Source organism: Blastococcus sp. VKM Ac-2987, assembly GCF_026967805.1.
Lineage (GTDB): Bacteria > Actinomycetota > Actinomycetes > Mycobacteriales > Geodermatophilaceae > Blastococcus.
Genome location: NZ_JAPVBG010000003.1, coordinates 460,021 through 485,347 on the forward strand (window position 1 = coordinate 460,021; position 25,327 = coordinate 485,347).

A 25,327-nucleotide genomic window follows, 5' to 3' on the forward strand; every position below is an offset into this window, starting at 1 on the left:
GCAGGGCCCCGGAAGCGCGAGGAACACTCCCAGAGCGTGGCTCCCGCTGGCCTACAGCGCCGTCCCGCTATCGCGGGACGGCGTTGTAGGCGGCGACGACCGCCTCGCGCACCGCGTCGGAGAGCGGGCGCAGGGCGGCGTCGCGGGCGGCGGCCTGCGCGTGGTTGACCGCCGCCCCGGGTGCGTCGGTCGCGGCGAGGTCCAGCACGGCCGCGAGCCGCTGCGCTCGGCCCAGCACCGACAGCGCCAGCGGGTCGTGGTCGAACGGCAGGCCGGGGGCCGGCTTCGGGCGGGCCAGGTCCGCCAGCAGCCCGGGTACCTCCGGGTGCCAGCGCGCGAGGTCAAGGCCCACCAGGGTGCGGGCCGCGTCGCCGACGGCGAGGTCGAGGGCGCCGGACACCGCCCGCAGCGTGCCCTCCACGGGTGGCGGTGGCGGAGCCGCGCCGTCGAGCGGGAACGCCGTCCAGGTGACCACCTCGGGGCCCGGCCGCGGCACGAGCACCACCCGGTCACCGACGGCGGCCTGACCCGCCTCCAGTGCCGCCGGCGCCAGCCCCGGCAGCGCCGGGAGCCCCCGGACGTCGCCGGGCACCGGCAGCACGAGCCGCAGCCGCCGCTCGCCCAGCCCGCGCAACGCCGTCAGCGCCGCCCCGAGCGGCACGGCCCCGGGCTCCCCGGCCATGCCCGTCACCAGGTGCGCGTGCGCGCCGGTCAGCGCGTCCAGCGCCTCGTCGTAGGACGTGCGCCCGGCGAGCCAGGCGGTGGACCAGACCGCGAGGCGGCCGGCGGGGAAGTCGTGCACCGGCCGAGGCTACGACGGCGCGGCCGGGCGGCCGTGTGCCCACCCGGGCGCCCCCGCTCTGCCAGACTCGGGTCATGGCTGCCTGGCTGCTCTGGCTGATCGGTGCGGGACTCCTGGCGATCGGTGAGGTCTTCACCCTCGACCTGGTGCTGCTCATGCTCGCCGGTGGTGCCGTCGGCGGGATGACGGTCGCGCTGCTCGGCGGGGCCGCGGTGCTGCAGATCGTCACCTTCATCGTCGTCTCCGGGGTGCTCCTCGCGCTGGTGCGACCGCTGGCGCAGAAGCACCTCACCGACCGCACGCCGCTGCAGCTCGACGGCGTCGACACGCTCATCGGGAAGACGGCGCAGGTCACCCGGGACGTCGACGTCTCGGGGGGCCGGATCCGCATCGGCGCCGACGAGTGGTCGGCGCGGAGCCAGCACGGCGGGGAGTCCTTCACCGCCGGCGAGACGGTGCGCATCCTGCAGGTGGACGGCGCGACGGCGGTCGTCGGCGACGCACTGGAGTGAACGTCGTCCGCCGGGTGCTGACGTGGGCGTCCCCGGCGGGGGAGGATCGAGGCTGACCCCCGACGAAGGGAGCCAGCCGTGGATGCGGCGCTCATCGCACTGCTCGTCATCGCCGTCCTGGTGATCGTCGTGATCGCCAAGAGCGTGACCATCGTCCCCCAGGCCCAGGCCAAGGTCGTCGAGCGGTTGGGTCGGTACAGCCGGACCCTGTCGCCCGGCCTCTCGCTCCTGGTGCCCTTCATCGACCGCGTGCGGGCCACGATCGACCTGCGCGAGCAGGTCATCTCGTTCCCGCCCCAGCCGGTCATCACCGCCGACAACCTGCAGGTCGGCATCGACACCGTCGTCTACTTCCAGGTCACCGACCCGCGGCTGGCGGTGTACGGGATCGCGAACTACATCACCGGCATGGAGCAGCTGACCACGACGACGCTGCGCAACGTCGTCGGTGGGCTCAACCTCGAGGGCGCCCTCACCGGCCGGGACGGCATCAACAGCCAGCTCCGCTCGGTGCTCGACGGCACGACCGGGCCCTGGGGTCTGCGGGTCGCCCGCGTCGAGATCAAGGCGATCGACCCGCCGCTGTCCATCCAGGACTCGATGGAGAAGCAGATGCGCGCCGACCGCGACAAGCGCGCGATCATCCTCACCGCCGAGGGTCAGCGCCAGGCGGCGATCACCTCCGCCGAGGGCGAGAAGGCCGCCGCCATCCTGTCGGCGGAGGGCCAGAAGCAGTCCGCGATCCTGGAGGCGGAGGCCGAGCGGCAGAGCCGGATCCTGCGCGCCGAGGGTGAGCGCGCGGCCCTCTACCTCCAGGCGCAGGGTCAGGCGAAGTCCATCGAGACGGTCTTCCAGGCCATCCACGACGGCAAGCCCGACCAGGGCCTGCTGGCCTACCAGTACCTGCAGACGCTGCCGAAGATCGCGCAGGGCGACGCCAACAAGATGTGGATCGTCCCCAGCGAGTTCAGCAAGGCGCTGGAGGGGCTGGCCGGCCTCGGCGGCGCCGAGGGCGGCAAGTCCTGGATGGACGTCGACCCCGCGCAGGCCGCCGGCAACGGCGGCTCGTCGGGCGGCGGTCTGGACACCAGCAGCTGGTTCGAGTCGCAGCTGCCGGCCGCGGCCGACCAGCCCGAGGCCCGGATCGAGCTGTCGAGCATCACCGATTCGGCGCCTGCCATCCCGACCCCGCCGCCGCTGTCGGAGGTGACCCAGGACGTGCGGGACAGCGGCCCGGCCGCCGACCCGGTCGTCCGCGAGCAGTTCGGCACCGAGGACGGGCAGCAGCAGTAGGCAGCACCCGTACCGGACGACGGTGGCCCAGGACCGCGAGGTCCTGGGCCACCGTCGTGAACGCCCCCAGCGGGGCGGGTCGCTCAGTCCTTGAGCAGGCCCTCGCGGAGCTTGGCGAGGGTCTGGCTGAGCAGGCGCGAGACGTGCATCTGCGAGATGCCGATGTCGGCGGCGATCTGCGACTGGGTCATGTTGCCGAAGAACCGCAGGATGAGGATGCGCCGCTCGCGGGCCGGGATGGTGGCCAGCAGCGGCTGCAGCGACTCGCGGTACTCCACGCCCTCCAGCGCGGCGTCCTCCTCGCCCAGCGTCGCGGCCAGGGTGGGGGAGTCGTCCTCGCCGGAGAGCCGCTCGTCCAGCGAGCTGCTGCGGTAGGCGTTGGCCACGGCCAGGCCCTCGAGCACCTCGGCCCGCGGGATGCCCAGGTGCTCGGCCAGCTCCGACGGGGTCGGGGCGCGGCCGTTCTTCTGGGCCAGCTCGCCGACGGCGGCGTTCAGCGACAGGTGCAGCTCCTGCAGCCGCCGCGGGACGCGCACCGACCAGCCCTGATCGCGGAAGTGCCGTTTGATCTCACCGGTGATCGTCGGCACCGCGAAGGAGAGGAACTCCACCCCGCGGGTCGGGTCGAACCGGTCGATGGCGGCGATCAGGCCGAGCGTGCCCACCTGGAGCAGGTCGTCGAACGGCTCGCCCCGGTTGCTGAACCGGCGGGCGAAGTGCCGCACCAGCGGCAGGTGCTCCTCGACGAGGATCTCCCGGAGCCGCTCGCGGCGGGGGTCGTCCTTCTCCAGGGTGGCCAGCTCGGCGAACAGCGGCGCGGTGCGCTCGGCCCGCTTCCGGTTCTCCGACAGCGGCGGTGCGTCAGGCTCCGGAACGGGGGCGACCTCGACCGCGGGCTCGTCCGGGCTGTCGGCCGCGGGCGCGTCCGGGGTGTCGACCGGGGCCTCTGCCGCGGGGTCGACCGGCGTGCCGTCTGCAGCGTTCAGGGGCTCCTCCTCGCGGGAGTCGGTGGCAGCCGACTGGCTCACCGGGCCACCGTGAGGTTCTGCCCCGGCTCGCCGCTCACCCCGGTCGGATGCTGGCCGGGCAGGTACTTGTCCAGCGAGATCACGGCGACCGGGCCGTCGGAGCCGTCGCCGCCGGGCACGTCGCGCTCGGTGGACCGGCGGCCCTCCACCGCGTCCACGAGGGCGGCGAGCACGGCCCAGCCGAAGCCGTCGGTGGGCACCTCGGTGCCGTCGCTCGTGGGCACCCAGGCGTCGATGTGCAGCCCGGCGCGGGTGGTCTCGAAGACCACGGTGAGCGGCGCGTCGCCCAGGGCGATGGGCGTCAGGGTCGCGCAGGCCTCGTCGACGGCGAGCCGGAGGTCCTCCACCGCGTCCAGGTCGTAGTCCATGCGCATCGCCAGGTCACCGGTCATCGCCCGCACCGCGGGCAGCTGGGTGGCGGTGGTGGGCACCCGCAGCTCCAGACGCTCGGCGCGTCGTCCGTCCTGCGCGAGGGTGCCCCTCGAGTCGACCATCCGTCGTCCGCTCCTTCGTTGCCGGCGCGCTCGACCCTCGAGTCGCGGCGGTCCATCCTGCCGGGCGGCCCGGCCACCGGAGGGGTGCGGACCGGCACCCGGACGGTGCACAAGACCGCGGCTTACCCGCTGGTGGGGCCCCGCAAAACGTGGTGATCACCACGTGCGCGACGGCCCCCTGGACGCGGTTGCCGCGGCCGGGACCCTGTTGTTTCCTGGCCCGAGATGAGCGCCAGTTCCGGCAGTCTGCCACCCGCATCCGACGGCACCCTGGACGAGGGTGCCGCGGCGCTGCTCGCTGCCCTGGAGAACGCGCCGGACGCCGTCTTCTGCCTCGGCGCGGGCGCCGCCGCGCCGCTGTGGGCCAACGCCCGCGCCCGCGGGCTGGACGCCGGGCGCAACGGCCTGCCGGAGATCTCCGGGCGACCGGTCGCCGACCTGGTCGAGGCCGCGGTGAAGAGCGGCCGGCCGGAGGTCCTGCACGGCACGCTGGAGCCCGACGGGCCGGTGGCGACGGCGACCGCGCGCCCGATGACCGTCGCCGGAGGGCCCGGCGCGATCGTCGTCGTCGAGGCGTCGGCCACCGACGACGTCCAGCGCGCTCAGCTGTCGCTGCTCCCGGCGTCGCTGCCGATGCTCCCCGACGTCGGGCTGTCGGGTAGCTACCACCGGGCCAGCGATCTGGCGGTCGCCGGCGGCGACTGGTACGACGCGGTGCCGCTGGGCAAGGGCCGGGTGGCCCTCGTCGTGGGCGACGCGGTCGGGCACGGCGTGCCCGCGGCCGGTGCGATGAGCCGGCTGCGCGGTGCGATGCGCTCCACGCTGCTGCGCGATCCCGAGCCGGCGGCGGTGCTCGCCGCGCTGGACGCCTTCGCCGCGCAGATGGACGACATCGAGGGCACGTCGGTCTTCTACGGCGTCCTGGAGGCCGCGACCGGGCGGCTGGTGTACAGCGCCGCCGGTCACCCGGCGCCCCTCGTGGTGCAGGCCGACGGGGTCACCTCCTTCCTCGAGGTCACGCCGCGCCCCCCGCTGGGCAGCCTCCCCGGGGCGCCGGCGCCGGTGCACGAGGACGTGCTGCCGCACGGCGCCACGCTGGTGCTGTTCTCCAACGGCGCGGTCGCCGGTGCGACCGTGCCCGCCGAGGCGCTGGAGAGCCTCGGTGAGGCCGCCCGCGCGGTGCTCGGCGCGCCCGGCGCACTGGACGTGGACGCCGTCGCGGGGCTGGCGGGCGCCATCGCCGAGGGCGTGCGCCGGCCGCACGGCTGGCTGGACGACGTCGCCGTCCTGGTGGCCCACCGCCGGGCCACCACGCAGGGGGCGCTGCGGCTGGACCTGCTCGCGGTGCCGTCGGCGCTGCCCGGGGTGCGCCGCCGGCTCAACGCCTGGCTCACCGGGCTCGGCATGGGGGAGCAGGACCGGGTCGGCATCATGGTCGCCGTCGGGGAGGCCTGCGCCAACGCCGCCGAGCACGCCTACCGGGGCAGCGAACCCGGGCCGATGTCGGTGGCCGCCCGGGTCGACGTCGACGGCGTGCTCACCGTGACCGTCCACGACAAGGGCACCTGGCGGCCGCCGGCCCGCGACCCCGGCGACCGCGGGCGCGGGCTGCTGATCATGCGCCAGCTCGTCGACGGCGTGACGCTGGAGGAGGACCACGGGACGACGGTCACCCTGGGCTTCCGGCTCCGCCGCACCCCGGACGAGGACCTCGACCAGCTCCGCCCGTCCGACAACGCCGACGTGGTGGTCGACCGGGACGGCGAGCGCCCCGTGGTCCGGGCCAGCGGCGCGGTGGACGTGGCGGCCGCCGAGCAGCTGCGCATCCGGATGCTGGAGGCCAGCCACGGCGGGGCGACGCCGATGGAGCTCGACCTGGCCCGCGTCGGCCTGTTCAGCAGCGCCGCCGTCCGCGTGGTGCTGGCGATGGCGCGGATCGCCCGCGACGAGTCCTGGCGGCTGGTGGTGCACGCACCCGAGGGTGGGGTCACCCGGCACGTGCTCGAGATCAGCGGCCTGGACGGGCTGGTCGAGCTGCGCTGAGGCGTGACTCTCCGTCCCGGGGGGTTTGCGCAACGCCTCCGGTGCTCATGCACCGCCCGTGAGACTGCGGCGCAGCGACGTGCACGGCCCCGGCTACCGGCGCCGGAGGGCAGGGCGGGGCTTCGCCTACTACGACACCGACGGGACGCTCCTCAGGGACGACCGGCTCGACCGGATCCGGGCGCTGGCCGTCCCGCCGGCCTGGAAGGACGTGTGGATCTGCCCGTGGCCCAACGGGCACATCCAGGCCACCGGCGTGGACGCGGCCGGGCGGCGGCAGTACCGCTACCACGACGCCTGGCGGGCCCGGCGCGACGCCGAGAAGCACGAGCGGGTGCTGGAGATCGCCCAGCAGCTCCCCGACGTCCGGGACGCCGTCGTCTCCGCCCTGCGGACGCGTGGGCTCAACCGGGAACGGGTGCTGGCCACGGCGGTCCGGCTGCTGGACCTGGGCGCCTTCCGGGTGGGCAGCGAGCAGTACGCCGAGGAGAACGGCACCTACGGGCTGGCGACGCTGCGCCGGGAGCACGTGCGGGTGCGCGGTGAGCGGACGTTCTTCTCCTACATCGCGAAGGGCGGCATCGAGCGCGAGATCGAGCTGACCGACCGGCCCACCGCCACGGTCGTCCGGCAGTTGCTGGAGCGCCCCGAGGGCACCGGCGAGGAGCTGCTGGCCTACCGGACCGACGACGGCGGGTGGCGGGACGTCACCAGCGACGAGATCAACTCGTTCCTCAAGGAGATCAGCGGAGCGGAGATCACGGCCAAGGACTTCCGCACCTGGAACGCGACCGTGATGATGGCCGCGACGCTCGCCGAGGCGCCGCCGCCGGCGACGAAGACCGCGCGCAAGAAGGTCGTCACCGCGGCCTACAAGGCCGTCTCGGAGCAGCTGGGCAACACCCCGGCCGTGTGCAAGGCCAGCTACGTCGACCCCCGGGTGGTCGACCGGTTCGAGCACGGCGAGACGGTGGCCGACGCGCTGCGGGCGGCGGCCGACGCGGAGGCCGACCGGGACGCGCAGCGCACGCTCGAGCAGGCCGTCTGCGCGATGCTGCAGGCCTAGGGGCGGGTCCGAGCGCGACGAAGGCCCCCGCTGCGGTGCGGCGGGGGCCTCGTCGTCGTGGGCCCCGGGGGGCCCGCCGTCAGCGCGCGGGGCTGTCGGCGATCGTGAACAGGTCGATCAGACCGGTGACCTCGAGCGGCCGGGTGACGGCGCGGGTCGTGGCGATCAGCCGCAGGGCGACCTCGCGGCTGCGGGCCGACTTCTGCGTCTCGACCAGCACGGCCAGCCCCGCGGAGCCCAGGAACTGGACACCGGAGAGGTCGATCACCAGCTCACGCGGCTGCTGCTCGAGCTGGCTGTCCAGCGTCGAACGGAGCACGGGGGCGGTGAAGGTGTCCACCTCGCCGACGACCGTCACCGTGACCGTGCCGTCCTCGTCGGTGGAGGTCGACAGCGTGATCACGTCGTCGAAGGGCGCCTCGGTGCCCTCGGTCGACACGTCGGGCTGCCCCTCGGTAGGCAGGTCGGAAGTGGTCACGGACAGTTGCTCCTCTCGGCGGCACCCGGACGGCTGCCCGCCCGGACAATCTACCGCTGCTGCATCCGGGGGCTCGTCGTCCCCGGAGCGCCGGTGGTCGAACGTGGTGCGTGCCGGACCACCGGTCCGGCACGTGCGGCTACCTGCTGAACCGCGGACCAAACGTAGACAACCTGGCGGGCGCGCGCCAACCCACCCCCCGGGAGCCACCCGAGGGGGTGGCTGCGAGGGGTGGGCCGGGGAGCGGGACGCAGGCGGCGATCAGCCGTCGATGACGTGCACGGCGCTCTCCTCGGGGCCCTCGCCACCGATGGCCACGTCCGCGGTCGCCTCGACGTCGTCGGCGGTGCGGTTGGTGCCGGAGTCGCTCTCCGGGGTGGTGGAGGTGTCCTGCTCCAGCTGCGCTTCGGCCCGCTGCGGGTCCTCGGCCGGGCGCACGTCCGGGACGTCGTCGGGCAGTTCCCGGTCGAGCCGGCCGCTCAGCGACTCACCCTCGGCCTGCTCGAAGGCGGTGGTGCCGAAGTCGGTGGTCGCGGTGGCGTGCTCGCCGGGCATCGGCTCGAACTGGGGGTCCTCGGCCCGCTCCATGGTGGGCGAGTCGTCCTGGGCCACCTCGGGGACGCCGTCGTCCTCGGGGAAGATGTCGCGCGCGGTCTGGCCCTCGGGCTGCGTCATGCGGTGCCTCCGTCTCTGCGCGGCGTGCGCGCGTGCTGTGCGGGCGTCCGGCGGGGACGCGGAGCCGGTCGGGGGACCGGCGTCGGACCACCGCCCTACCCGGCGGCTGCGCGGGCATGCGCCGGTGTGCGTCGGCGCACTCCCTGCGGCGTGGCGGCATGGCGGTCGCACGGCGGGGGTAGCCGCAGGCCATGGCGATCGCAGACGAGGTGCAGCGGGTCGGCGCACCGATCTTCCGGTGGGCGCGGACCCAGAAGCGCGAGTACACGAACGGCGAGGCCCGGCCGCTGGGCAGCGACCTGGGTGCCATGGGCGTGTACGGCAGCCTCGTGGCAGCGGGCGCCGTCGCGGTGCGCGCCTCGGGCCGGGAGCTGCCGGAGCGGATCCCCTTCGGGGACGCCGCGCTGCTCACCGTCGCCACGTTCCGGCTCGCCCGCCGGCTGGCCAAGGACCCGGTGACCGCACCGCTCCGCGCCCCGTTCACCTCCTTCCAGGGGCCCTCCGGCCACGCCGAGGTGGCCGAGGAGGTGCGCGAGCACGGCGGGGTGAAGCACGCCGTCGGGGAGCTCCTCACCTGCCCGTTCTGCCTGGCGCAGTGGGTGGGGACGGCGTTCGTCTTCGGCTACGTCACCGCGCCGCGGGCGACCCGGCTGGCCGCGCTCACCATGACCACGGTCGCGGGCTCCGACGTGCTGCAGTTCGTGTACGACGCGATCCAGAACGGCGCGCTGAAGCCGGGCGAGAACGGGGCCGAGGGCGAGGACCAGCCGCCGTCCTGACCGGCTGCCGTCCTCCGACGGGGGGAGGTGGGGCGTCGTTCGCGCTGCCGCGGGGACGTCTGGGCACCTATCCTGTGATCTTGACCCGGGTCCGGGACCGGGACCGCTCGGGTAACCGGGTGCGAGGGAGGGTCGGCATGCGATCGATCTGGCGCGGTGCCGTGTCGTTCGGCCTGGTCAGCATCGGTGTGAAGCTGTACTCCGCCACCGAGGACAAGGACATCCGCTTCCACCAGGTGCACGCCGTCGACGGCGGCCGGGTGAAGTACAAGCGGGTCTGCTCCATCGACGGCGAAGAGGTGGAGTACGCCGACATCGCCAAGGGGTACGAGCTGCCCAGCGGCGAGGTCGTGATCCTCACCGACGAGGACTTCGAGGACCTCCCGCTCTCCAGCCGCCGGGAGATCGAGGTCCTCGAGTTCGTCGCGCAGGACGAGATCGACCCGATCATGTTCGAGAAGACCTACTACCTGGAGCCCGACGGCCCGGCCGCGCGCCCGTACGTGCTGCTGCGCGACGCCCTGGAGAACGCCGGGCAGGTGGCGATCACGAAGATCGCCATCCGCCAGCGGGAGTCGCTGGCCGCCCTCCGGGTGCGCGACGGCGTCCTGGTGCTGCACACCATGCGCTGGCCCGACGAGATCCGCCGTCCGGACTTCGCCTTCCTCGACGAGGACATCTCCGTCCGGCCGCAGGAGCTGAAGATGGCCGAGGCGCTCATCGGCTCGATGACGGCGGAGTTCGACCCCGGCGAGTTCACCGACGACTACCGCGAGGCGATGACCGCCCTGCTGGAGGCCAAGCAGAGCGGTGGCGAGGTCGCCCCGCCGGCGGAGACCCCCGACGACGGTGCCGCCGTCGTCGACCTGATGAGCGCGCTGCGGCGCAGCGTCGAGCGGGCCCGCGGCGGGGCCCAGGACGCCGGCGCAGCCTCCCCGGACGCCGACGACACCGACACCGGGGAGGACGCGGCACCCGCCGCGAAGTCCCCCGCCAAGCGGGCGCCCGCGCGGAAGACGGCGGCCGCGAAGGCCCCGGCGAAGAAGGCCGCCGCGAAGAAGCCCGCGGCGGAGAAGACCACCGCGGCGAAGAAGACGACGGCCGCGGGCACGACCGCGGGCGCCGAGAAGCCGCCGGCCAAGCGCGCCCGCCGCAGCGCCTGACGTGCCCGCCCGCCCCGGCGGCCGGCGCCCTGACCCAGGTGCGGACCCGCTGGCCGAGTACCGCGCCAAGCGGGACCCGGCCCGCACCGCCGAACCGGTCCCGCCTGCCGGGCAACCGCTGCCGACGGGCGGGGACGACACGTTCGTCGTCCAGGAGCACCGCACGCCCCGTGGCCGCACGGGGGAGCGGGTGCACTGGGACCTCCGGCTCGAGCGGGACGGGGTCCTCAAGAGCTGGGCGGTGCCCAAGGGCCCGCCGCTGGAAGCGGGCAGCAACCGGCTCGCCGTCCCGACCGAGGACCACCCGCTGGAGTACGCGTCCTTCGCCGGCACCATCGCTGCGGGTGAGTACGGCGGCGGGGAGGTGACCATCTGGGACGCCGGCCGCTACGCCACCGAGAAGTGGGACGAGCGCCACGTCATCGTGACCTTCGCCGGTCGCCGGCTCACCGGCCGGTACGCGCTCTTCCCGCTCGCCGACGGCACCTGGAACGTGCGGAAGCTGGACGCCGGCCCACCGCCGGAGGCGCCGCCCGCGCCGCTGCCGATGCTGGCCAGCGCGGGGGAGCTGCCGACCGCCGCCGAGGACGGCGGCTGGGCCTACGAGTTCAAGTGGGACGGCGTGCGGGCGGTCGCGACCGTGCGGTCCGGGGTCCCGACGCTGTCCTCGCGCAAGGGCACCGACATCACCGTCCGCTACCCGGAGGTGACCCGGCTGCCCGCCGCGCTGGCCGGCCACGACGTGGTCGTCGACGGCGAGATCGTGATGATGGACGCGGCCGGGCGCCCGGACTTCGGCGCGCTGCAGAACCGGATGCACCGCACCGGGCCCGAGGTCCCGCGGATGGCGGCGGCCGCGCCGGTGACGTACCTGGTCTTCGACCTGCTCGAGCTCGACGGCGAGGACCTCCGGTCCCGGCCCTACGCCGCGCGGCGGGAGCTGCTCGACGAGCTCGCGCCGGCCGGGCGCCGGTGGGTGCTGACGCCGTGGTTCCGCGGTGGCGGCGCCGACGTGCAGGCAGCCAGCGAGGAGAACGGGCTGGAGGGCGTCGTCGCCAAGCGGCTGACCTCGCCCTACCGGGAGGGTGTCCGCAGCCCCGACTGGCGCAAGGTCAAGAACTTCTTCACCCAGGCGGTCGTCGTCGGCGGCTGGCGGCCCGGTCAGGGACGGCGGTCGGGCACCATCGGCTCGCTGCTGGTCGGGGTGCCCGACGACGACGGCGCGCTGGTGTACGTGGGGCACGTCGGCACCGGCTTCAGCGACCAGGACCTGCGCGACCTGCAGCGCACCCTCACGGCGCGCACCACGCCGCCCTTCGCCGGCGCCCTGCCGCGCGAGGTGACCCGGGACGCGCACTGGGTCGAGCCGGACCTCGTGGGCGAGGTCGCCTACGCCGTGTGGACGGCGGACGGGCGGCTCCGGCACCCGGCGTGGCGCGGGGTGCGCGACGACCTGGAGCCCGACGACGTGGTGCAGGAACCGTGAGCGGCTCCGTCGTCGGCCGGCGCCGTGGGCGGGGAGCAGCGTGAGCCCGGCCAGGCAGCGGGTGGAGATCGCCGGGCGGCAGCTGGCGGTCAGCAACCTGGAGAAGGTGCTGTTCCCCGAGGTCGCGTTCACCAAGGCGCAGGTCATCGACTACTACGTGCGCATCGCCCCGGTGCTGCTGCCGCACCTGGCCGGGCGGCCGGTCACCTTCACCCGGTGGCCCGACGGCCTGGAAGGGCAGGCCTTCTTCGAGAAGAACAGCGCCCGGCACGCGCCGGAGTGGGTGCGACGGGTGACGCTGCCCAGCCCCGGCAGCTCCACGGGGCGGGAGACCCTCGACATGGTCGTGCTGGAGGACGTCGCCGACCTGGCCTGGGCGGCGAACCTCGCGGCGCTGGAGCTGCACGTGCCCCAGTGGCAGGTGGACGACGACGGTGCGGCGCAGCTGCCCGACCTGCTGGTGCTCGACCTCGACCCCGGCCCGGACACCGGCATCGCCGAGTGCTGCGAGGTCGCCGAGCGGCTCGGGCAGCGGCTGGAGGCCGACGGCCTGGACCCGGTGGTCAAGACGTCGGGGTCCAAGGGGATGCAGGTGTACGCGCCGATCGACCGGCCGGCCGACCGGGAGCACCCCAGCCGGTACGCGAAGCTGCTGGCGCAGGAGCTCTCCGCCGAGACGCCCGACGACGTCGTCTGGCGCATGGAGAAGGCGTTGCGCCCGGGGAAGGTGCTCATCGACTGGAGCCAGAACAACCCGGCCAAGACGACGGTCGCCCCCTACTCGCTCCGGGCGCGCGCCGGGGCCACCGTCTCCACGCCGATCGGGTGGGACGAGGTCGACGCGGTGCGGGAGGGGTCGCTGGACCCGGCGGCCCTGCGGTTCACGACCGGCGACGTCCTGGCGCGGGTCGAGCAGTACGGCGACCTGTTCGACGTCGCCGGGGCCACCCGCGCCCCACTGCCGGAGGTCTGAGGCACCGGCCCCCGGCCGGACCCGTCGGTCGGCCGCGCGGGCACTGCCTGGGACGATGCCGGGCATGCCCGCCGCAGGTCCGACCGATCCCCGCACCGCCGACGTCGGGCGGCTGGTCGTCCGCTGCCCCGACCGGCCCGGCATCGTCGCCGTGCTCAGCGGGCTGATGACCGAGGTCGGCGCCAACATCACCGAGTCCCAGCAGCACTCCTCGGACCCCAGCGGGGGCACGTTCACGCTGCGGCTGGAGTTCGTGCTGGCCGGGCTCGTCGACCGGCGCCCGGAGCTGGAGCGGCGGCTCACCGACCTGGCGGGGGAGTGGCGGCTGACCTGGCGCCTCACCGAGGCCGCCCACCGGCCGACGGTGGCGGTCTTCGTCAGCCGCACCGACCACGTGCTGCAGGAGCTGATCTACCGGGTGCGCGCCGGTGACCTGCGCGCCGACATCGTCGCCGTCGTGTCCAACCACCCGGACCTGGAGCCGGTCGCGGCCGCCGCCGGCATCCCGTTCCACCACGTGCCGGTCACGCCGGGCACCAAGGCCGAGGCCGAGGCGCGGGCGCTGGAGATCGTGGGCGGTGTCGACCTGGTCGTGCTGGCCCGCTACATGCAGATCGTCTCGCCGGAGTTCTGCGCACGGTTCCCCGAGCGGCTGATCAACATCCACCACAGCTTCCTGCCGGCGTTCGTGGGCGCGAACCCCTACCGGGCAGCCCACGACCGGGGCGTGAAGCTGATCGGCGCCACCGCGCACTACGTGACGGCGGAGCTGGACGCCGGGCCGATCATCGAGCAGGAGGTCGCGCGGGTCGACCACCGGGCGACGGTCGAGGACATGCGCCGGGTCGGCCGGTACGTGGAGCGCCAGGTGCTGGCCCAGGCGGTCACCTGGCACGTGGAGGACCGGGTCATCGTCGAGGGCGACCGCACCATCGTCTTCGCCTGACCTCGCCGACGATCGGGGCACCCGATCGACACGGGGGCGGCAGGGGAACGGTAGCCCGCTGTTCATTTGACTAGTTCAAAACAACGGTGTTGAGTGGGTCCCGATGGAGACGACGTGGGCGCACCAGCTGCGCGAGGCCGGTCTGCGGGTCACCCGACCGCGGCTCTCGGTGCTCGACGTCCTCGCCGCCCGGCCCCACGCCGATGCCGAGACCATCGTCACCGGCGCCCGCGCCCAGCACCCCACCCTGTCCCCGCAGACGGTCTACGGGGTGCTCGAGGCGCTGGTCTCCGTGGGGCTCGCCCGCCGGATCGAACCCGCCGGTGCGCCGGCGCTGTTCGAGCTGCGGGTGGGCGACAACCACCACCACCTGGTCTGCCGCTCGTGCGGCGCGGTCGCCGATGTCGACTGCGCCGTGGGCGCCGCCCCGTGCCTGACCCCTTCGGACGCAGCCGGTTTCGTCGTCGACGAGGCCGAGGTCGTGTTCTGGGGGTCGTGCGGCGCCTGCCAGGCGAAGGCAGCAGCACAGTCCGTGCAGTTCGAGGAGCACGAAATCCGAGAAGGAGCATCCGCATGACCGACGTCGCATCGCAGGGCCCCGCTCCGAGCGAGGCCGACCGCGCCGTCCTGACCAACCGTCAGGGCCACCAGATCTACGACAACCAGAACCAGCGGACGGTGGGCGCTCGTGGCCCGGCGACCCTGGAGAACTACCAGTTCCTCGAGAAGATCAGCCACTTCGACCGGGAGCGGATCCCGGAGCGCGTCGTGCACGCCCGCGGCGCCACGGCGTTTGGCGTCTTCGTGGCCGACGGCACCGTCGGCGACGAGCCGATCAGCAAGTACACCCGCGCCAAGCTGTTCCAGGAGAAGGGCAAGGAGACCGAGGTCGCCGTCCGCTTCTCCACCGTCGCCGGTGGCCGCGACTCCTCCGAGGCGGCGCGCGACCCCCGCGGCTTCGCGGTGAAGTTCTACACCGAGGACGGCAACTGGGACCTCGTCGGCAACAACCTGGGCGTCTTCTTCATCCGTGACGCCATCAAGTTCCCCGACTTCATCCACTCGCAGAAGCCCGACCCGGTCACCTTCGAGCGCCAGGTCGCCAACCGGGTGTTCGACTTCGCGTCGCAGACGCCGGAGTCGATCCACATGTTCACGCTGGTCTTCAGCCCCCGTGGCCTGCCGGCGAACTACCGGACCCAGCAGGGCTTCGGGGTGAACACCTACAAGTGGGTGAACGCCGAGGGCGAGACCAAGCTCGTCAAGTACCACTGGCTGCCCAAGCAGGGCGTCAAGTCGATGACGGCGAAGGACGCCGCGGCGGTGCAGGCCAACGAGCTCGGCGCGCACACCAAGGACCTCTACGACGCCATCGGCCGCGGTGACTTCCCGTCCTGGGACCTGCACGTGCAGCTCATGGACGACCACGACCACCCGGAGCTGGACTTCGACCCGCTCGACGACACCAAGGTGTGGCCGGAGAACGACTTCCCGCTGCGCAAGGTCGGCACCATGACGCTGAACCGGGCGCCGGAGAACTTCTTCCTGGAGAACGAGCAGATCGCCTTCGGCACCGGCGTGCTGGTCGACGGCCTGGACTTCTCCGACGACAAGATGCTGGTCGGCCGGACGTTCTCCTACTCCGACACCCAGCGCTACCGGGTGGGCCCGAACTACCTGCAGCTGCCGGTCAACCAGGCCAAGAACGCGCGTGTGGCCACCAACCAGCGGGACGGCCAGATGGCCTACTCGGTGGACCTGGGCCCGGGGCAGAACCCGCACGTCAACTACGAGCCGTCGATCACCGGCGGCCTGCGCGAGGCCACCTACCCCACGCACGACGAGCAGGGCCCGGAGATCACCGGCCGGCTGACCCGCAAGCGGATCCCGCGGACCAACGACTACAAGCAGGCCGGCGAGCGCTACCTGCTGTCGGAGCAGTGGGAGCGGGACGACGTGGTGGCCAACTTCGTCGACGCGCTCTCCCAGTGCGACCGGCCGATCCAGGAGCGGATGGTCTGGCACCTGTTCATGGCCGAGGACGAGTTCGGTCAGCGGGTGGGCGAGGGCCTGGGCATCACCGCGGACGACGTCCGTGGCCTGCCGCCGCTGCAGACGCAGACCCTCTCCGAGGAGGAGCAGCAGCGCGCTGCGAACCTCGGCAAGAACGGTCCGCGTGACGTGACCGGGCTGGTCATGACGCACTGCGTGCCCAACGAGCACGTCACCGTCGCCTGACAGCCACGGGAGCATCGCAGGGAGCGCCGGCGACCGAGGAGCGGATCGTGGCGCGGAAGGCGACCAGCGACACCGTCGCCTGACAGCAGGCACACAGCAGGACCGCGCGGGCCGCGACCGGGATCTCCGGTCGCGGCCCGTCGCGCTGTCCGGGGTGGCCCGTTGCCGCCCGGATGCGCACGGGAGCGGTCCCGGCGCCGCCCGGAACACCGACGAGGCCGGCTCCCACGGGTGCGGGAACCGGCCTCGATCGCGTCCCGGCGCGGGACGGGGGCGTGCGTGCTGGGCTCAGTCGCGGGGGCGGTTGCGGTCCTGGTCGGCCAGGAAGCGCTCGAACTCCGCGCCGATCTCCTCGGCGCTGGGCACCTCGCCGCCGCTGCCGAGCAGGTCGCTGCCCTCCCGGGCGGCCGCGAACGAGTCGTACTGCTGCTCCAGGGCGGCGACGACGGCGGTGTTGTCGGTCGACCGCGCGATCTGCTCGTCGATCTCGGTGCGGTTGGCCTCGGCCGCCTCCTGGAGCGACTCCGTGGGCAGGCGGAGCCCGCTCAGCCGCTCCAGGTGCTCGATGAGCGTGACCGACGCGGCCGGGTAGGTGGCCTGCGCGAGGTAGTGGGGGACGTGCGCGGCGACCCCGAGGGCGTCCACGCCGGCCTCGCCCAGGCGCAGCTCCAGCAGCGCCGAGACGCTGCCGGGGATGCGCATCTCGCCCCAGTACACCGGATAGGGCTCGATCAGCTGCCGCCGCGTCGCGTGGGCGGTGACGGTGACCGGCCGGGTGTGCGGCACCGGCATCGGGATGGCCTGCAGAGCGATGACGGAGGTGACGCCGAGCCGCTCGACCAGTTGCCCGACGGCGGCGACGAACCGCTCCCAGGAGTAGTCCGGCTCCGCCCCGTGCAGCAGCAGGAACGTCTCGCCGGCGTCGTCCTCGACCGCGTAGACGGCGATCTCCGGCACGCTGAAGCTCTCGTACCGGTCGGCGTTGAACGTCATGCGGGGGCGGCGGGCGCGGTAGTCGACGAGGCTGTCGGCGTCGAAGCGGGCGACGACCTCGTGCGGCAGCGCGGCCAGCAGGTGGGCGCCGGCCAGCGTGCCCGCCGACGCGGCGTCGAAGTCACCGGCGAGGTCGTGCACCAGCACGAGCCCGCGGCGTCGCGACGGGTCGCCGGTGGCGGACTCGCGGTCGAGGAAGCGCTCCGCCGCCGGGAGCAGCTCGACGAGATCCTCCGGTCGCTGGGGCACGGTGGTCCTCCTGGGGGTTCGGTCGGCGCGGTACCGGACCGCGCCTGCCGGTACAGCCCCGTCCGGTGTCCTCGCATTCCCGCCGGCGCCGGCGCCGTCCCCCGGAGGGGCGGCTCAGCGCGCCGTCTCGTCCGCCCGCTCGTCCTCGCGCTCGTCCTCGTGCTCGTCCCCGGGCGTCGCCGCCGGTTCCCGGACCAGGTGCGCGCCGGCCTCGTCGGCGCTGATCTGCGCGCGGGTGCCGTCGGGGAGGATCTCCGGCGACTTCCCGTCCAGCTGGTCCCGCGCGTAGCGGTAGGAGACGGCGATCAGCGCGGTCACCGGGACGGCGAGGAAGGCGCCGATGATGCCGGCCAGGCTGGCACCCGCGGTGACGGCCAGGATGACCACGGCGGCGTGCAGGTTCAGCCCGCGGCCCTGCAGGATCGGCTGCAGGACGTTGCCCTCGAGCTGCTGCACGAGGATCACGATGCCCAGCACGATCAGCGCCGTCGTGAGGCCGCTGTCGACGAGTGCGATCAGCACCGCGAACCCGCCGGCGACGAAGGCACCGATGATCGGGATGAACGCGCCGAAGAAGGTGAGCACCGCGAGCGGCAGGACCAGAGGTACGCCGAGGATCCACAGGCCGAGGCCGATGAAGAAGGCGTCGGCGAACCCGACGAGCGCCTGCTGGCGGATGAACTCCGAGAGCGTCGACCACGTCTTGTAGGACAGCGCCGCCACGTGCGGGGCGGCCGGCGGGCCGGTCTGGGCGGCCAGCCACGGGACCCAGCGGGGGCCGTCCTTCAGGAAGAAGAAGGTCAGCACGAGCGCCAGCACCAGGTTGATCAGCAGGCCGCCGATCGCCGTGGCGCCGGTGACGGCGTACTGCGCGATGTTCTGCGCGTTGCCCTGGATCGAGTCGATCGCCTGGTCGACGGCGCCGCCGATCTGCTCCTGGCCCAGGTTGAACGGCGGGCCGGTCAGCCACTCCTGCAGCTGCTGCAGGCCGACGCTGACGCCGGCGGCGAGCTCCTCGACCTGGCCGACAACGGGCGGGGCGATCAGCGCGATGATGCCCACGAAGGCGGCGAGGAAGGTGAGCAGGACGATGAGCGCCGCGAGCGCCGACGGCCAGCCGTGGTTGCGGAGGAAGCGCGTGGGCGGCCACAGGACGGTGGTGAAGAGCAGCCCGAGGACGACGGGGAGCAGGACGACCCAGAGCTTGCCGATGACGTAGCCCACGACGATCAGCCCGCCGACGATCAGCAGCAGCTCGGCCGAGGCGATGGCCACGGACCGGCTCGCCCGCTGGAGCCGCTGCCCCCGCAGGTTGGTCGGGGCGGGTGCGTGCGTCCCGGCCCGGACTCCGGACTCGGGTGCCGACTGGTCGGGCTCGACGTCTGCCGCCTCCTCCGGTGGCGGGTCGGTGCGACCGGGCAGGCGGATCCTCATGCCCCGATCTCAGCACAGATGCGCGGACGCTACCGGGCGGGAAACGATCATCACACCCGCGTCGTAGCGTTCCGGGCATGCCGAAGATCGCGACCGCCGACCGGGTCGACCGGGACGCGCTCCTGGAGTTCCTCCGCCCCCGCCACCGCGCGGTGCTGGTGACCCGGCGGCGCGGTGGCGCCGTCCAGCTGTCGCCGGTCACCTGCGGGCTCGACGCCGAGGGGCGGGTCGTCGTGTCGACCTACCCGCAGCGGGCCAAGGTGGCCAACGCCCGGCGGGACGCCGCGGTGTCGCTGTGCGTGCTCTCCGACGAGTGGGACGGCCCCTGGGTGCAGCTCGACGGCGAGGCCGAGGTGCTCGACCTGCCCGACGCCCTCGAGCCGCTGGTCGACTACTACCGGTCCATCAGCGGCGAGCACCCCGACTGGGACGAGTACCGCGCGGCCATGTCGCGGCAGGGCAAGTCGCTGCTGCGCATCACCGTGACCGGGTGGGGGCCGGTCGCCACCGGGGGTTTTCCCGCCGATCTGGCCGACAAGTCCTGATCCTTGCCTAGCGCCAGGAAAGATGTCAGACTTGCGCGATGCCCTTCGTGCTGACCGTCGACCAGCGTGCCAGCCGGCGCGGCCCTGATCGGGTGGCCGAGGTGCTCGACCGGCTGAACGCCGACGTCCGCGCCGTGCTCGCCTTCGAGCGGACCGCTGGTGACGAGTTCCAGGGCGTGCTGGCCACGCCGGAGGCCGCCGTCGACGTCGCCCTCCGGCTGGTCCGCCTCGGTGGCTGGAGCATCGGGATCGGCGCGGGCGCCGTCCAGTCGCCGCTGCCGTCGAGCACCCGGGCCGCGGCCGGCCCGGCCTTCCTCTGCGCCCGGCGCGCCGTCGACGCCGCGAAGCAGCGGCCGGTGAGGCTGGCCGTGCGCGGCGCGGTGCCCCCGGAGGCGGCGGATGCGCAGGCGGTCCTGAGCGCCCTGACCGTGCTGGTGGGGCGGCGCAGCGAGCAGGCGTGGGAGGCGATCGAGCTGGTCGAGGACGGACGGACGCAGGCCGAGGCCGCCGCGGCTCTGGGCATCACGCGCCAGGCGGTGGGGCAGCGGCTGGCCGCCGCGTCGTGGGAGCTGGAGCGCGAGCTGCGGCCGACGGCGGCGCGGCTGCTGGGGAGGGCCGCCGGATGACCGCCGCCGTCCTGGTGCTGCTCGGGCTGGTCGCCCTCGCGGGCCTCGCGTCCACCGTCCGCGGCGAGCGGTCGGGGGCCGCGGCCGGGGCCGGGGCCGTGGCCCTGGTCGTCGCGCTGGCCGCGGCCGGCGCCTTCGCCTGGGCCGGGGAGGGGAGCCCGGGCCCGGTTCAGGCCGGCGCCGTCCTCGCCGTGCTGGCGGCGGTCACCGGGGGCGGCCCGGTGGCGACGGCGGTGCTGCACGCCGCCGATCCCGCGGCCACCGGGGTGTCCGGCGGCCCGCAGGACCCCGACATCCTCCGCGGTGGCGCCTGGATCGGGGTGCTGGAACGCGGCGCGGTCGCCGGCACGCTGCTGGTCGGCTGGCCGGAGGGGCTCGCCGTCGTGCTCGCCGTCAAGGGGCTGGGCCGGTTCTCCGAGCTGCGCGCCCCGGCGGCGGCCGAGCGCTTCATCGTGGGCACGCTGGCGAGCGGGCTGTGGGCCGCGGCCTGCGTGGGCGTCGCGGTGCTGCTCCGCGGCTGACCGCACACCGAGCGGGGTGATCACCGGGGAACCACAATGGCGGACGACCGCTCCCGCCCCTCCTGGAGGCCCCGTGCCCGAGACGCCCGCCCCCGGTGTCGTCCGCAACCCCGACCTGCTGACCATCTACTGCAACGACCACCTGGCCGCGGCCACCGGGGGCGTCGAGCTCGTCGTCCGGATGCTGGGCCGGCACCGCGGCAGCCGGTACGAGGGTCCGCTGGAGCAGCTGCTCGACGAGCTGCGCGAGGAGCGCGTCGCGCTGCGGACGACGCTGGCCACCCTGGGGCTGCCGGTCCGCCAGTACAAGCAGGTCGGCGTATGGGTGGCCGAGAAGCTGTCCCGCGGCAAGCTCAACGGGCGGGTGGTCACCCGGTCGCCGCTCAGCGACCTGGTCGAGTTCGAGTTCATCGCCACCGCGGTGCTGGCCAAGCGGGCCGGGTTCGAGACCCTCCGCGCCCTCGGCGAGGTCGACGACCGCATCGACACCGCGCTGTTCGAGCGGCTGATCGACCAGGCCGACGGGCAGCACCACTGGCTCTCCGAGGCCCGGCGCGACGTGGCGGCATCGGTCTTCGGCGGGCAGCCGGAGGCCGCCAGCGACGCCGCCGACACCTGAGCCGGGGGCCCGCACCGTGTGCCACAGCCACGACAGCCGCCCGCCGGCCCCGCCGCGCAGCGGGCCGGTGCGCGAGCGGTCCACCACCACGCTCACCTCGGCCGACGGCACCGCCTTCTCGGCGGCCACCGCCCTGCCCGAGGGTGCGCCTCGGGCGGGGGTGGTCGTCCTCCCGGACATCCGCGGCCTGCACCCGTACTACGTCGCCCTGGCCGAGCGGTTCGCGGAGGCCGGCGTGGCCGCGGTCGCCATCGACTGGTTCGGGCGCACCGCCGGCGTCTGCGCGGACGGCGTCCGGCCCGAGGACTTCGACTGGCAGGCGCACATCCCGCGCACGACGCCCGAGGGGATCGACGCCGACGTCACCGCGGCGATCGACCACCTCCGGGAGCGGACCCGGGCCGGGCTGCCGGTGGTCGCGGTCGGCTTCTGCTTCGGCGGCAGCCACTCCTGGCGGCTGGCCGGCGGCGGGGCCGACCTCGCCGGCTGCGCCGGCTTCTACGGTCGGCCGGCCCTGGTGGGCGACGCCGCCGACCGGGTCGTCCTGCCGACGGTGATGCTGATCGCCGGCGCCGACACGGCGACACCGGTGGCCGAGCAGCTGGCCCTGGCCGACCGGATGCGCGCGGCCGGGGCCGAGGTGGACGCCGTCGTCTACGACGGGGCGCCGCACTCCTTCTTCGACCGGTCCGCGCAGGACTGGGCCGACGCCTGCCGCGACGCGTGGGAGCACGTGCTCGCGCTCATCGACCGCGCCGGGGACCAGCGCGCCGGTGGGTGAGCCGCCCGACCCGGCCTGGGGGCCGCTGACCGGCGTGGCCGCGCGCGTGCGGCCGGCCACGGCGGCCGATCTGCCGGCGCTGGTCGCGCTGCTGGCCGACGACGCGCTCGGCCGGCACCGCGAGCAGGGCGCCGACCTGGCGCCCTACCGGGCCGCGTTCGAGCGGATCGACGCCGACCCCGCGCACCTGCTCGTGGTGGCCGCCGAGGGGTCCGGCGTCGTCGGGACCCTGCAGCTGTCCTTCGTGCCGGGCCTCTCCCGCGGGGGTGCCCTCCGCGCGCAGGTCGAGGCGGTGCGGGTGCGTGCGGACCGGCGGTCCGCCGGCCTGGGGAGCGCCCTGTTCCGGTGGGCGATCGCGGAGTCCCGACGGCGCGGCTGCGGCCTCGTCCAGCTCACCACCGACCGGTCGCGCGCCGACGCGCACCGGTTCTACGAGGCGCTCGGCTTCGTCGCCTCGCACGTCGGCTACAAGCTGGAGCTGTGAGGCGCCCGCGCGGAGCGGACCGGTGCGGTGGTGCCCGCCCCGGCTGGCGGTGGTCTCCTAGGCTGTTGCCGTGAGCGGCCAGCCGATCGACCCCGGAGTCATCGAACTCGCCGGGCGGGTCTTCGACCTGGCCCGCAGCGGGTACACCGACGAGCTGTCGGCGTACGTCGACGCCGGCGTCCCGGTGGACCTGACCAACGACAAGGGCGACACCCTGCTCGTGCTCGCCGCCTACTACGGACACGCCGGCACGGTCGCCGCGCTGCTGCAGCGCGGCGCCGACCACCGGCGGGCCAACGACCGCGGCCAGACGGCGCTCGCCGCGGCGGTGTTCAAGCAGTCCGCGGAGACCGTGCAGCTGCTGCTCGACGCCGGCGCCGATCCCGACGGCGGTGGCCCCACCGCCCGGGAGACCGCCACGTTCTTCGACCTGCCGGCCATGACCGCGCTGCTGGACGCCCGGGGCTGAGCGGGACGCCGCACCGCGGCGGTGCGGTGCGGACCAGGCGGGACCGAGGGGGAGGGCATGGCGGCACGAGGGAACCTGCCGGCGGCCGGGCCGCCGCCGCTCGCTGCGGAGCAGCCCGCCGGGGACCCGGGCGGTCCCGGCCCGGCCACCGACGTGCCCGCCGACGCGCTGCCCGACGACCTGCCCGCCGACGCACCGCCCGACGACCTGCCCGCCGACGCACCGCCCGTCGACCTGCCCGCCTCGGCGCCCATCGACCCGCCCGCCGCGGAGCCGTCGGCGCTGGCCCCGTCGTCGAGCCTGCCGCGCTGGCTGCTGCTCGTCGGCGGAGTGGCCGCCGCGACCATCGCCATCGCCGGGTTGCGGGCCGTCGCCTGGCTCGTGGCGCCGGTGTTCCTGGCGCTCGTCGTCGTCATCGCGCTGACCCCGGTGCAGCGGTGGCTGCGCCGGATCGGCACCCCCGGCTGGCTGGCCACCACGGTGCTGCTGCTGCTGGTGTGGGCGGTGCTGCTCGCCTTCGTGGGGCTGCTGGTCGTCGCCGTCGCCCAGTTCGCCGCGCTGCTGCCCGACTACGCCGATCGCGCCGAGGTCCTGATCAACGACGTCGTCGCCGACCTGAACAGCCGCGGCATCGTCTCCGGCCAGCTCTCCGACCTCGTCCAGCAGATCGACTACGGCTCGCTGGTCGGCCTCGCCACCGACCTGCTCAGCCGGCTCACCGACGCGGCGACGACGCTGGTGCTCCTGCTCTCGGCGCTGGTGTTCATGTCCATCGAGAGCAGCGGCTTCGGCCGCCGGATGGCGCTGATCGGCGCGGAGCGCCCGCACCTGCCCGTGGCGATGACCCTCTTCACCCGCGGGACCCGCAGCTACCTGCTGGTGAGCACCGTCTTCGGCGCGATCGTCGCCGTCGGCGACACCATCGCCCTGGCGTGGCTGGAGGTCCCGGCCGCGCCGCTGTGGGGGCTGCTGGCCTTCATCACCAACTACGTGCCCAACATCGGCTTCCTGCTCGGCGTCGCGCCCCCGGCCGTGCTGGGCCTGCTCGCCGGCGGCTGGGGCGAGCTGATCGCGATCATCGTCGTCTACTCGCTGCTCAACTTCGTCGTGCAGACGCTGATCCAGCCGCGCTTCGTCGGCGACTCCGTGGGCCTGTCCATGACCGTCACCTTCGTGGCGCTGCTGTTCTGGGGCTGGGTGCTCGGCGCGCTCGGGGCCCTGCTGGCCATCCCGCTCACCCTGCTGGTCAAGGCGCTGCTCGTCGACGTCGACCCGCGGGGCCACTGGCTGGACGCGCTGCTGCGCGAGGAGCCCCGGAAACCACGCACCATCCGGGCGCGCCGGCGGATGGACGCCCGCCGGGCCACCCTGGCGTCGGTGCGGCGGCTGCACCACCACCCGCACCGCCGGTCGGGCCCCGCCGAGCCCGCCGCGGGCGCCGGCGGCAGCGAGCCGGCGGAGGAGACCACCAGCAGCCCGGCGGGCCTGGCCTGAGCGGGCCGGAGCTGGTCGTCCTGGCCGGGCTGCAAGGCAGCGGAAGAGCACCTGGACCGCCCGTTCCCCGGCCGGTGCCCACGTCGTGGTGAGCAAGGACCACTGGCCCGACGCCCGGCGCCGCGAGGCCCGCCAGCCGCGGGTGGTCGCCCCCCGTCCACCGTCGAGGGGTTCGACCGGGTCGACGTCGTCCGCGGGGGCACCTGACCAGCACGGGAACGAGGCCGCCCGGACCTTGTGACCGGCGCGTCGACCGGCGGCCGTAACGTGTCGGGCACAGCTCGCCGCGCGCCGGGGCCTCCGCCCCGGTGACCGCCGGCATCCATGACGAAGGGAACTCTCATGAGCGAGGCAGGCACCACGGGCGCGTCCCGCGTGGCCATCGTGACCGGCGCGGCCCGCGGCATCGGCGCGGCGACCGCCCAGCGGCTGGCGCAGGACGGCTTCGCCGTCGCCGTCCTGGACCTGGACGAGGGCCAGGCCAAGGGCACCGTCGAGGCGATCGAGGCCGCCGGCGGCCGGGCGCTGGCCGTCGGCGCCGACGTCAGCGACTCCGCGCAGGTGGAGGCCGCCGTCGAGCGGATCGCCGCCGAGCTCGGCGCGCCGACCGTCCTGGTCAACAACGCCGGCGTGCTGCGGGACAACATGCTGTTCAAGATGTCCGACTCCGACTGGGACATCGTGATGAACGTGCACCTCAAGGGCGCCTTCCTGATGACCCGCGCCACGCAGAAGCACATGATCGACCAGAAGTGGGGCCGGATCGTCAACCTGTCCAGCACCTCGGCGCTGGGCAACCGCGGCCAGGCCAACTACTCGACGGCGAAGGCGGGCCTGCAGGGCTTCACCAAGACCCTCGCCATCGAGCTGGGCAAGTTCGGCGTCACCGCCAACGCCATCGCCCCGGGCTTCATCGAGACCGAGATGACCAAGGCGACCGCCGACCGCATGGGCGTCCCGTTCGACGACTTCATCAAGGGCGCCGCCGCGATGATCCCGGTGGCCCGCACGGGCAAGCCGGAGGACATCGCGCACCTGGTGTCCTTCTTCGTCAGCGAGGGCGCCGGCTTCGTCTCCGGCCAGGTGGTCTACGCCGCCGGCGGCCCGAAGGCCTGAGCACGGACCCCGTCCGCACC

The 25,327-nt window shown here is 74.4% G+C and carries 27 protein-coding genes; 20 read left to right on the plus strand and 7 right to left on the minus strand.

All coding sequences use genetic code 11. The annotated features are described in order from the left end of the window. Nucleotides 1–67 precede the first annotated feature (67 nt). On the minus strand, nt 68–802 hold the full coding sequence (locus tag O2W17_RS17450) for a hypothetical protein (protein WP_269193713.1): 735 nt from the start codon (nt 800–802) through the stop codon (nt 68–70). Between the two features lie 74 nt (nt 803–876). On the opposite strand from O2W17_RS17450, the gene O2W17_RS17455 reads away from it, so the two are divergent. Both O2W17_RS17455 and O2W17_RS17460 read left to right on the plus strand, forming a co-directional pair. Continuing rightward, the gene (locus O2W17_RS17455) at nt 877–1,314 is read left to right on the plus strand and encodes an NfeD family protein (RefSeq protein ID WP_269193714.1); all 438 of its coding nucleotides are present in this window, start codon (nt 877–879) and stop codon (nt 1,312–1,314) included. Between the two features lie 78 nt (nt 1,315–1,392). Further along, on the plus strand, nt 1,393–2,607 hold the full coding sequence (locus O2W17_RS17460) for an SPFH domain-containing protein (protein WP_269193715.1): 1,215 nt from the start codon (nt 1,393–1,395) through the stop codon (nt 2,605–2,607). Between the two features lie 83 nt (nt 2,608–2,690). Here O2W17_RS17460 and O2W17_RS17465 read toward each other — a convergent pair whose 3' ends face one another. Beyond that, entirely contained in the window at nt 2,691–3,635 is a 945-nt protein-coding gene (locus O2W17_RS17465; protein ID WP_269193716.1) for an RNA polymerase sigma factor SigF, read from the minus strand. Further along, nucleotides 3,632–4,129, minus strand: a complete 498-nt coding sequence (locus O2W17_RS17470) for an ATP-binding protein (protein ID WP_269193717.1) — start codon at nt 4,127–4,129, stop codon at nt 3,632–3,634. Before O2W17_RS17470 ends, O2W17_RS17465 begins: the two co-directional genes overlap by 4 nt. A 225-nt stretch (nt 4,130–4,354) precedes the next feature. Between O2W17_RS17470 and O2W17_RS17475 the strand changes: the two genes are divergently transcribed. Together O2W17_RS17475 and O2W17_RS17480 are read left to right on the plus strand one after the other, a co-directional pair. Further along, nucleotides 4,355–6,172 carry a SpoIIE family protein phosphatase gene (locus O2W17_RS17475; RefSeq protein WP_269193718.1) on the plus strand — a complete coding sequence of 606 codons (1,818 nt, stop codon included), beginning with the start codon at nt 4,355–4,357 and terminating at the stop codon, nt 6,170–6,172. A gap of 58 nt (nt 6,173–6,230) precedes the next feature. Further along, nucleotides 6,231–7,238 carry a DNA topoisomerase IB gene (locus O2W17_RS17480; protein ID WP_269193719.1) on the plus strand — a complete coding sequence of 336 codons (1,008 nt, stop codon included), beginning with the start codon at nt 6,231–6,233 and terminating at the stop codon, nt 7,236–7,238. Nucleotides 7,239–7,317: 79 nt separating this feature from the next. Here O2W17_RS17480 and O2W17_RS17485 read toward each other — a convergent pair whose 3' ends face one another. Further along, on the minus strand, nt 7,318–7,716 hold the full coding sequence (locus O2W17_RS17485) for an STAS domain-containing protein (RefSeq protein WP_269193720.1): 399 nt from the start codon (nt 7,714–7,716) through the stop codon (nt 7,318–7,320). A gap of 261 nt (nt 7,717–7,977) precedes the next feature. Then, the gene (locus tag O2W17_RS17490; protein ID WP_269193721.1) at nt 7,978–8,391 is read right to left on the minus strand and encodes a hypothetical protein; all 414 of its coding nucleotides are present in this window, start codon (nt 8,389–8,391) and stop codon (nt 7,978–7,980) included. A 191-nt stretch (nt 8,392–8,582) separates the two neighbouring features. On the opposite strand from O2W17_RS17490, the gene O2W17_RS17495 reads away from it, so the two are divergent. From O2W17_RS17495 to O2W17_RS17525, 7 genes are all read left to right on the plus strand, one after another. After that, entirely contained in the window at nt 8,583–9,170 is a 588-nt protein-coding gene (locus O2W17_RS17495; protein WP_269193722.1) for a DUF1360 domain-containing protein, read from the plus strand. Between the two features lie 137 nt (nt 9,171–9,307). Continuing rightward, nucleotides 9,308–10,333, plus strand: coding sequence for a non-homologous end joining protein Ku (ku, locus tag O2W17_RS17500; protein WP_269193723.1), 1,026 nt, complete (start codon nt 9,308–9,310; stop codon nt 10,331–10,333). 1 nt (nt 10,334) lies between these two features. After that, nucleotides 10,335–11,819, plus strand: a complete 1,485-nt coding sequence (ligD, locus tag O2W17_RS17505) for a non-homologous end-joining DNA ligase (RefSeq protein WP_269193724.1) — start codon at nt 10,335–10,337, stop codon at nt 11,817–11,819. A gap of 40 nt (nt 11,820–11,859) precedes the next feature. Further along, nucleotides 11,860–12,792, plus strand: a complete 933-nt coding sequence (gene ligD / locus O2W17_RS17510) for a non-homologous end-joining DNA ligase (protein ID WP_269193725.1) — start codon at nt 11,860–11,862, stop codon at nt 12,790–12,792. Between the two features lie 64 nt (nt 12,793–12,856). Further along, nucleotides 12,857–13,738, plus strand: coding sequence for a formyltetrahydrofolate deformylase (purU, locus tag O2W17_RS17515; RefSeq protein ID WP_269193726.1), 882 nt, complete (start codon nt 12,857–12,859; stop codon nt 13,736–13,738). Between the two features lie 103 nt (nt 13,739–13,841). Further along, on the plus strand, nt 13,842–14,315 hold the full coding sequence (locus O2W17_RS17520) for a Fur family transcriptional regulator (protein WP_269193727.1): 474 nt from the start codon (nt 13,842–13,844) through the stop codon (nt 14,313–14,315). Further along, nucleotides 14,312–15,976: a catalase gene (locus O2W17_RS17525; RefSeq protein ID WP_269193728.1), complete on the plus strand. Its 1,665-nt coding sequence runs from the start codon at nt 14,312–14,314 to the stop codon at nt 15,974–15,976. Before O2W17_RS17520 ends, O2W17_RS17525 begins: the two co-directional genes overlap by 4 nt. Nucleotides 15,977–16,264: 288 nt before the next feature. On the opposite strand, the gene O2W17_RS17530 is transcribed toward O2W17_RS17525, so the two are convergent. Both O2W17_RS17530 and O2W17_RS17535 read right to left on the minus strand, forming a co-directional pair. After that, nucleotides 16,265–17,218: a proteasome assembly chaperone family protein gene (locus O2W17_RS17530; RefSeq protein WP_269193729.1), complete on the minus strand. Its 954-nt coding sequence runs from the start codon at nt 17,216–17,218 to the stop codon at nt 16,265–16,267. 114 nt (nt 17,219–17,332) lie between these two features. Next, entirely contained in the window at nt 17,333–18,652 is a 1,320-nt protein-coding gene (locus O2W17_RS17535; RefSeq protein WP_269193730.1) for an AI-2E family transporter, read from the minus strand. 77 nt (nt 18,653–18,729) lie between these two features. On the opposite strand from O2W17_RS17535, the gene O2W17_RS17540 reads away from it, so the two are divergent. From O2W17_RS17540 to fabG, 9 genes are all read left to right on the plus strand, one after another. Then, nucleotides 18,730–19,197: a PPOX class F420-dependent oxidoreductase gene (locus O2W17_RS17540; protein ID WP_269193731.1), complete on the plus strand. Its 468-nt coding sequence runs from the start codon at nt 18,730–18,732 to the stop codon at nt 19,195–19,197. A gap of 38 nt (nt 19,198–19,235) precedes the next feature. Further along, on the plus strand, nt 19,236–19,823 hold the full coding sequence (locus O2W17_RS17545; protein WP_269193732.1) for a hypothetical protein: 588 nt from the start codon (nt 19,236–19,238) through the stop codon (nt 19,821–19,823). Further along, nucleotides 19,820–20,344 carry a hypothetical protein gene (locus O2W17_RS17550; RefSeq protein WP_269193733.1) on the plus strand — a complete coding sequence of 175 codons (525 nt, stop codon included), beginning with the start codon at nt 19,820–19,822 and terminating at the stop codon, nt 20,342–20,344. The genes O2W17_RS17545 and O2W17_RS17550 overlap by 4 nt, the downstream gene beginning before the upstream one ends. Nucleotides 20,345–20,417: 73 nt before the next feature. Next, entirely contained in the window at nt 20,418–20,963 is a 546-nt protein-coding gene (locus O2W17_RS17555) for a hypothetical protein (RefSeq protein ID WP_269193734.1), read from the plus strand. A gap of 67 nt (nt 20,964–21,030) precedes the next feature. Continuing rightward, on the plus strand, nt 21,031–21,744 hold the full coding sequence (locus O2W17_RS17560; protein ID WP_269193735.1) for a dienelactone hydrolase family protein: 714 nt from the start codon (nt 21,031–21,033) through the stop codon (nt 21,742–21,744). Next, entirely contained in the window at nt 21,737–22,228 is a 492-nt protein-coding gene (locus O2W17_RS17565; RefSeq protein ID WP_269193736.1) for a GNAT family N-acetyltransferase, read from the plus strand. The genes O2W17_RS17560 and O2W17_RS17565 overlap by 8 nt, the downstream gene beginning before the upstream one ends. A 70-nt stretch (nt 22,229–22,298) precedes the next feature. Next, the gene (locus O2W17_RS17570) at nt 22,299–22,697 is read left to right on the plus strand and encodes an ankyrin repeat domain-containing protein (protein ID WP_269193737.1); all 399 of its coding nucleotides are present in this window, start codon (nt 22,299–22,301) and stop codon (nt 22,695–22,697) included. 57 nt (nt 22,698–22,754) lie between these two features. Further along, nucleotides 22,755–24,191, plus strand: a complete 1,437-nt coding sequence (locus O2W17_RS17575) for an AI-2E family transporter (protein ID WP_269193738.1) — start codon at nt 22,755–22,757, stop codon at nt 24,189–24,191. Nucleotides 24,192–24,533: 342 nt separating this feature from the next. Beyond that, nucleotides 24,534–25,307, plus strand: a complete 774-nt coding sequence (gene fabG, locus O2W17_RS17580; RefSeq protein WP_269193739.1) for a 3-oxoacyl-ACP reductase FabG — start codon at nt 24,534–24,536, stop codon at nt 25,305–25,307. Nucleotides 25,308–25,327 lie beyond the last annotated feature (20 nt).

What these genes read in the sequence shown, in the direction of transcription:
- O2W17_RS17545 (WP_269193732.1), top strand. Translation starts at nt 19,236, where the DNA reads ATGCCCTTCGTGCTGACCGTCGACCAGCGTGCCAGCCGGCGCGGCCCT.
- O2W17_RS17575 (WP_269193738.1), top strand. Translation starts at nt 22,755, where the DNA reads ATGGCGGCACGAGGGAACCTGCCGGCGGCCGGGCCGCCGCCGCTCGCT.
- O2W17_RS17520 (WP_269193727.1), top strand. Translation starts at nt 13,842, where the DNA reads ATGGAGACGACGTGGGCGCACCAGCTGCGCGAGGCCGGTCTGCGGGTC.
- fabG (WP_269193739.1), top strand. Translation starts at nt 24,534, where the DNA reads ATGAGCGAGGCAGGCACCACGGGCGCGTCCCGCGTGGCCATCGTGACC.
- O2W17_RS17525 (WP_269193728.1), top strand. Translation starts at nt 14,312, where the DNA reads ATGACCGACGTCGCATCGCAGGGCCCCGCTCCGAGCGAGGCCGACCGC.
- O2W17_RS17470 (WP_269193717.1), bottom strand. Translation starts at nt 4,129, where the DNA reads ATGGTCGACTCGAGGGGCACCCTCGCGCAGGACGGACGACGCGCCGAG.
- O2W17_RS17490 (WP_269193721.1), bottom strand. Translation starts at nt 8,391, where the DNA reads ATGACGCAGCCCGAGGGCCAGACCGCGCGCGACATCTTCCCCGAGGAC.
- O2W17_RS17550 (WP_269193733.1), top strand. Translation starts at nt 19,820, where the DNA reads ATGACCGCCGCCGTCCTGGTGCTGCTCGGGCTGGTCGCCCTCGCGGGC.
- O2W17_RS17535 (WP_269193730.1), bottom strand. Translation starts at nt 18,652, where the DNA reads ATGAGGATCCGCCTGCCCGGTCGCACCGACCCGCCACCGGAGGAGGCG.
- purU (WP_269193726.1), top strand. Translation starts at nt 12,857, where the DNA reads ATGCCCGCCGCAGGTCCGACCGATCCCCGCACCGCCGACGTCGGGCGG.
- O2W17_RS17455 (WP_269193714.1), top strand. Translation starts at nt 877, where the DNA reads ATGGCTGCCTGGCTGCTCTGGCTGATCGGTGCGGGACTCCTGGCGATC.
- O2W17_RS17495 (WP_269193722.1), top strand. Translation starts at nt 8,583, where the DNA reads ATGGCGATCGCAGACGAGGTGCAGCGGGTCGGCGCACCGATCTTCCGG.
- O2W17_RS17540 (WP_269193731.1), top strand. Translation starts at nt 18,730, where the DNA reads ATGCCGAAGATCGCGACCGCCGACCGGGTCGACCGGGACGCGCTCCTG.
- O2W17_RS17475 (WP_269193718.1), top strand. Translation starts at nt 4,355, where the DNA reads ATGAGCGCCAGTTCCGGCAGTCTGCCACCCGCATCCGACGGCACCCTG.
- ku (WP_269193723.1), top strand. Translation starts at nt 9,308, where the DNA reads ATGCGATCGATCTGGCGCGGTGCCGTGTCGTTCGGCCTGGTCAGCATC.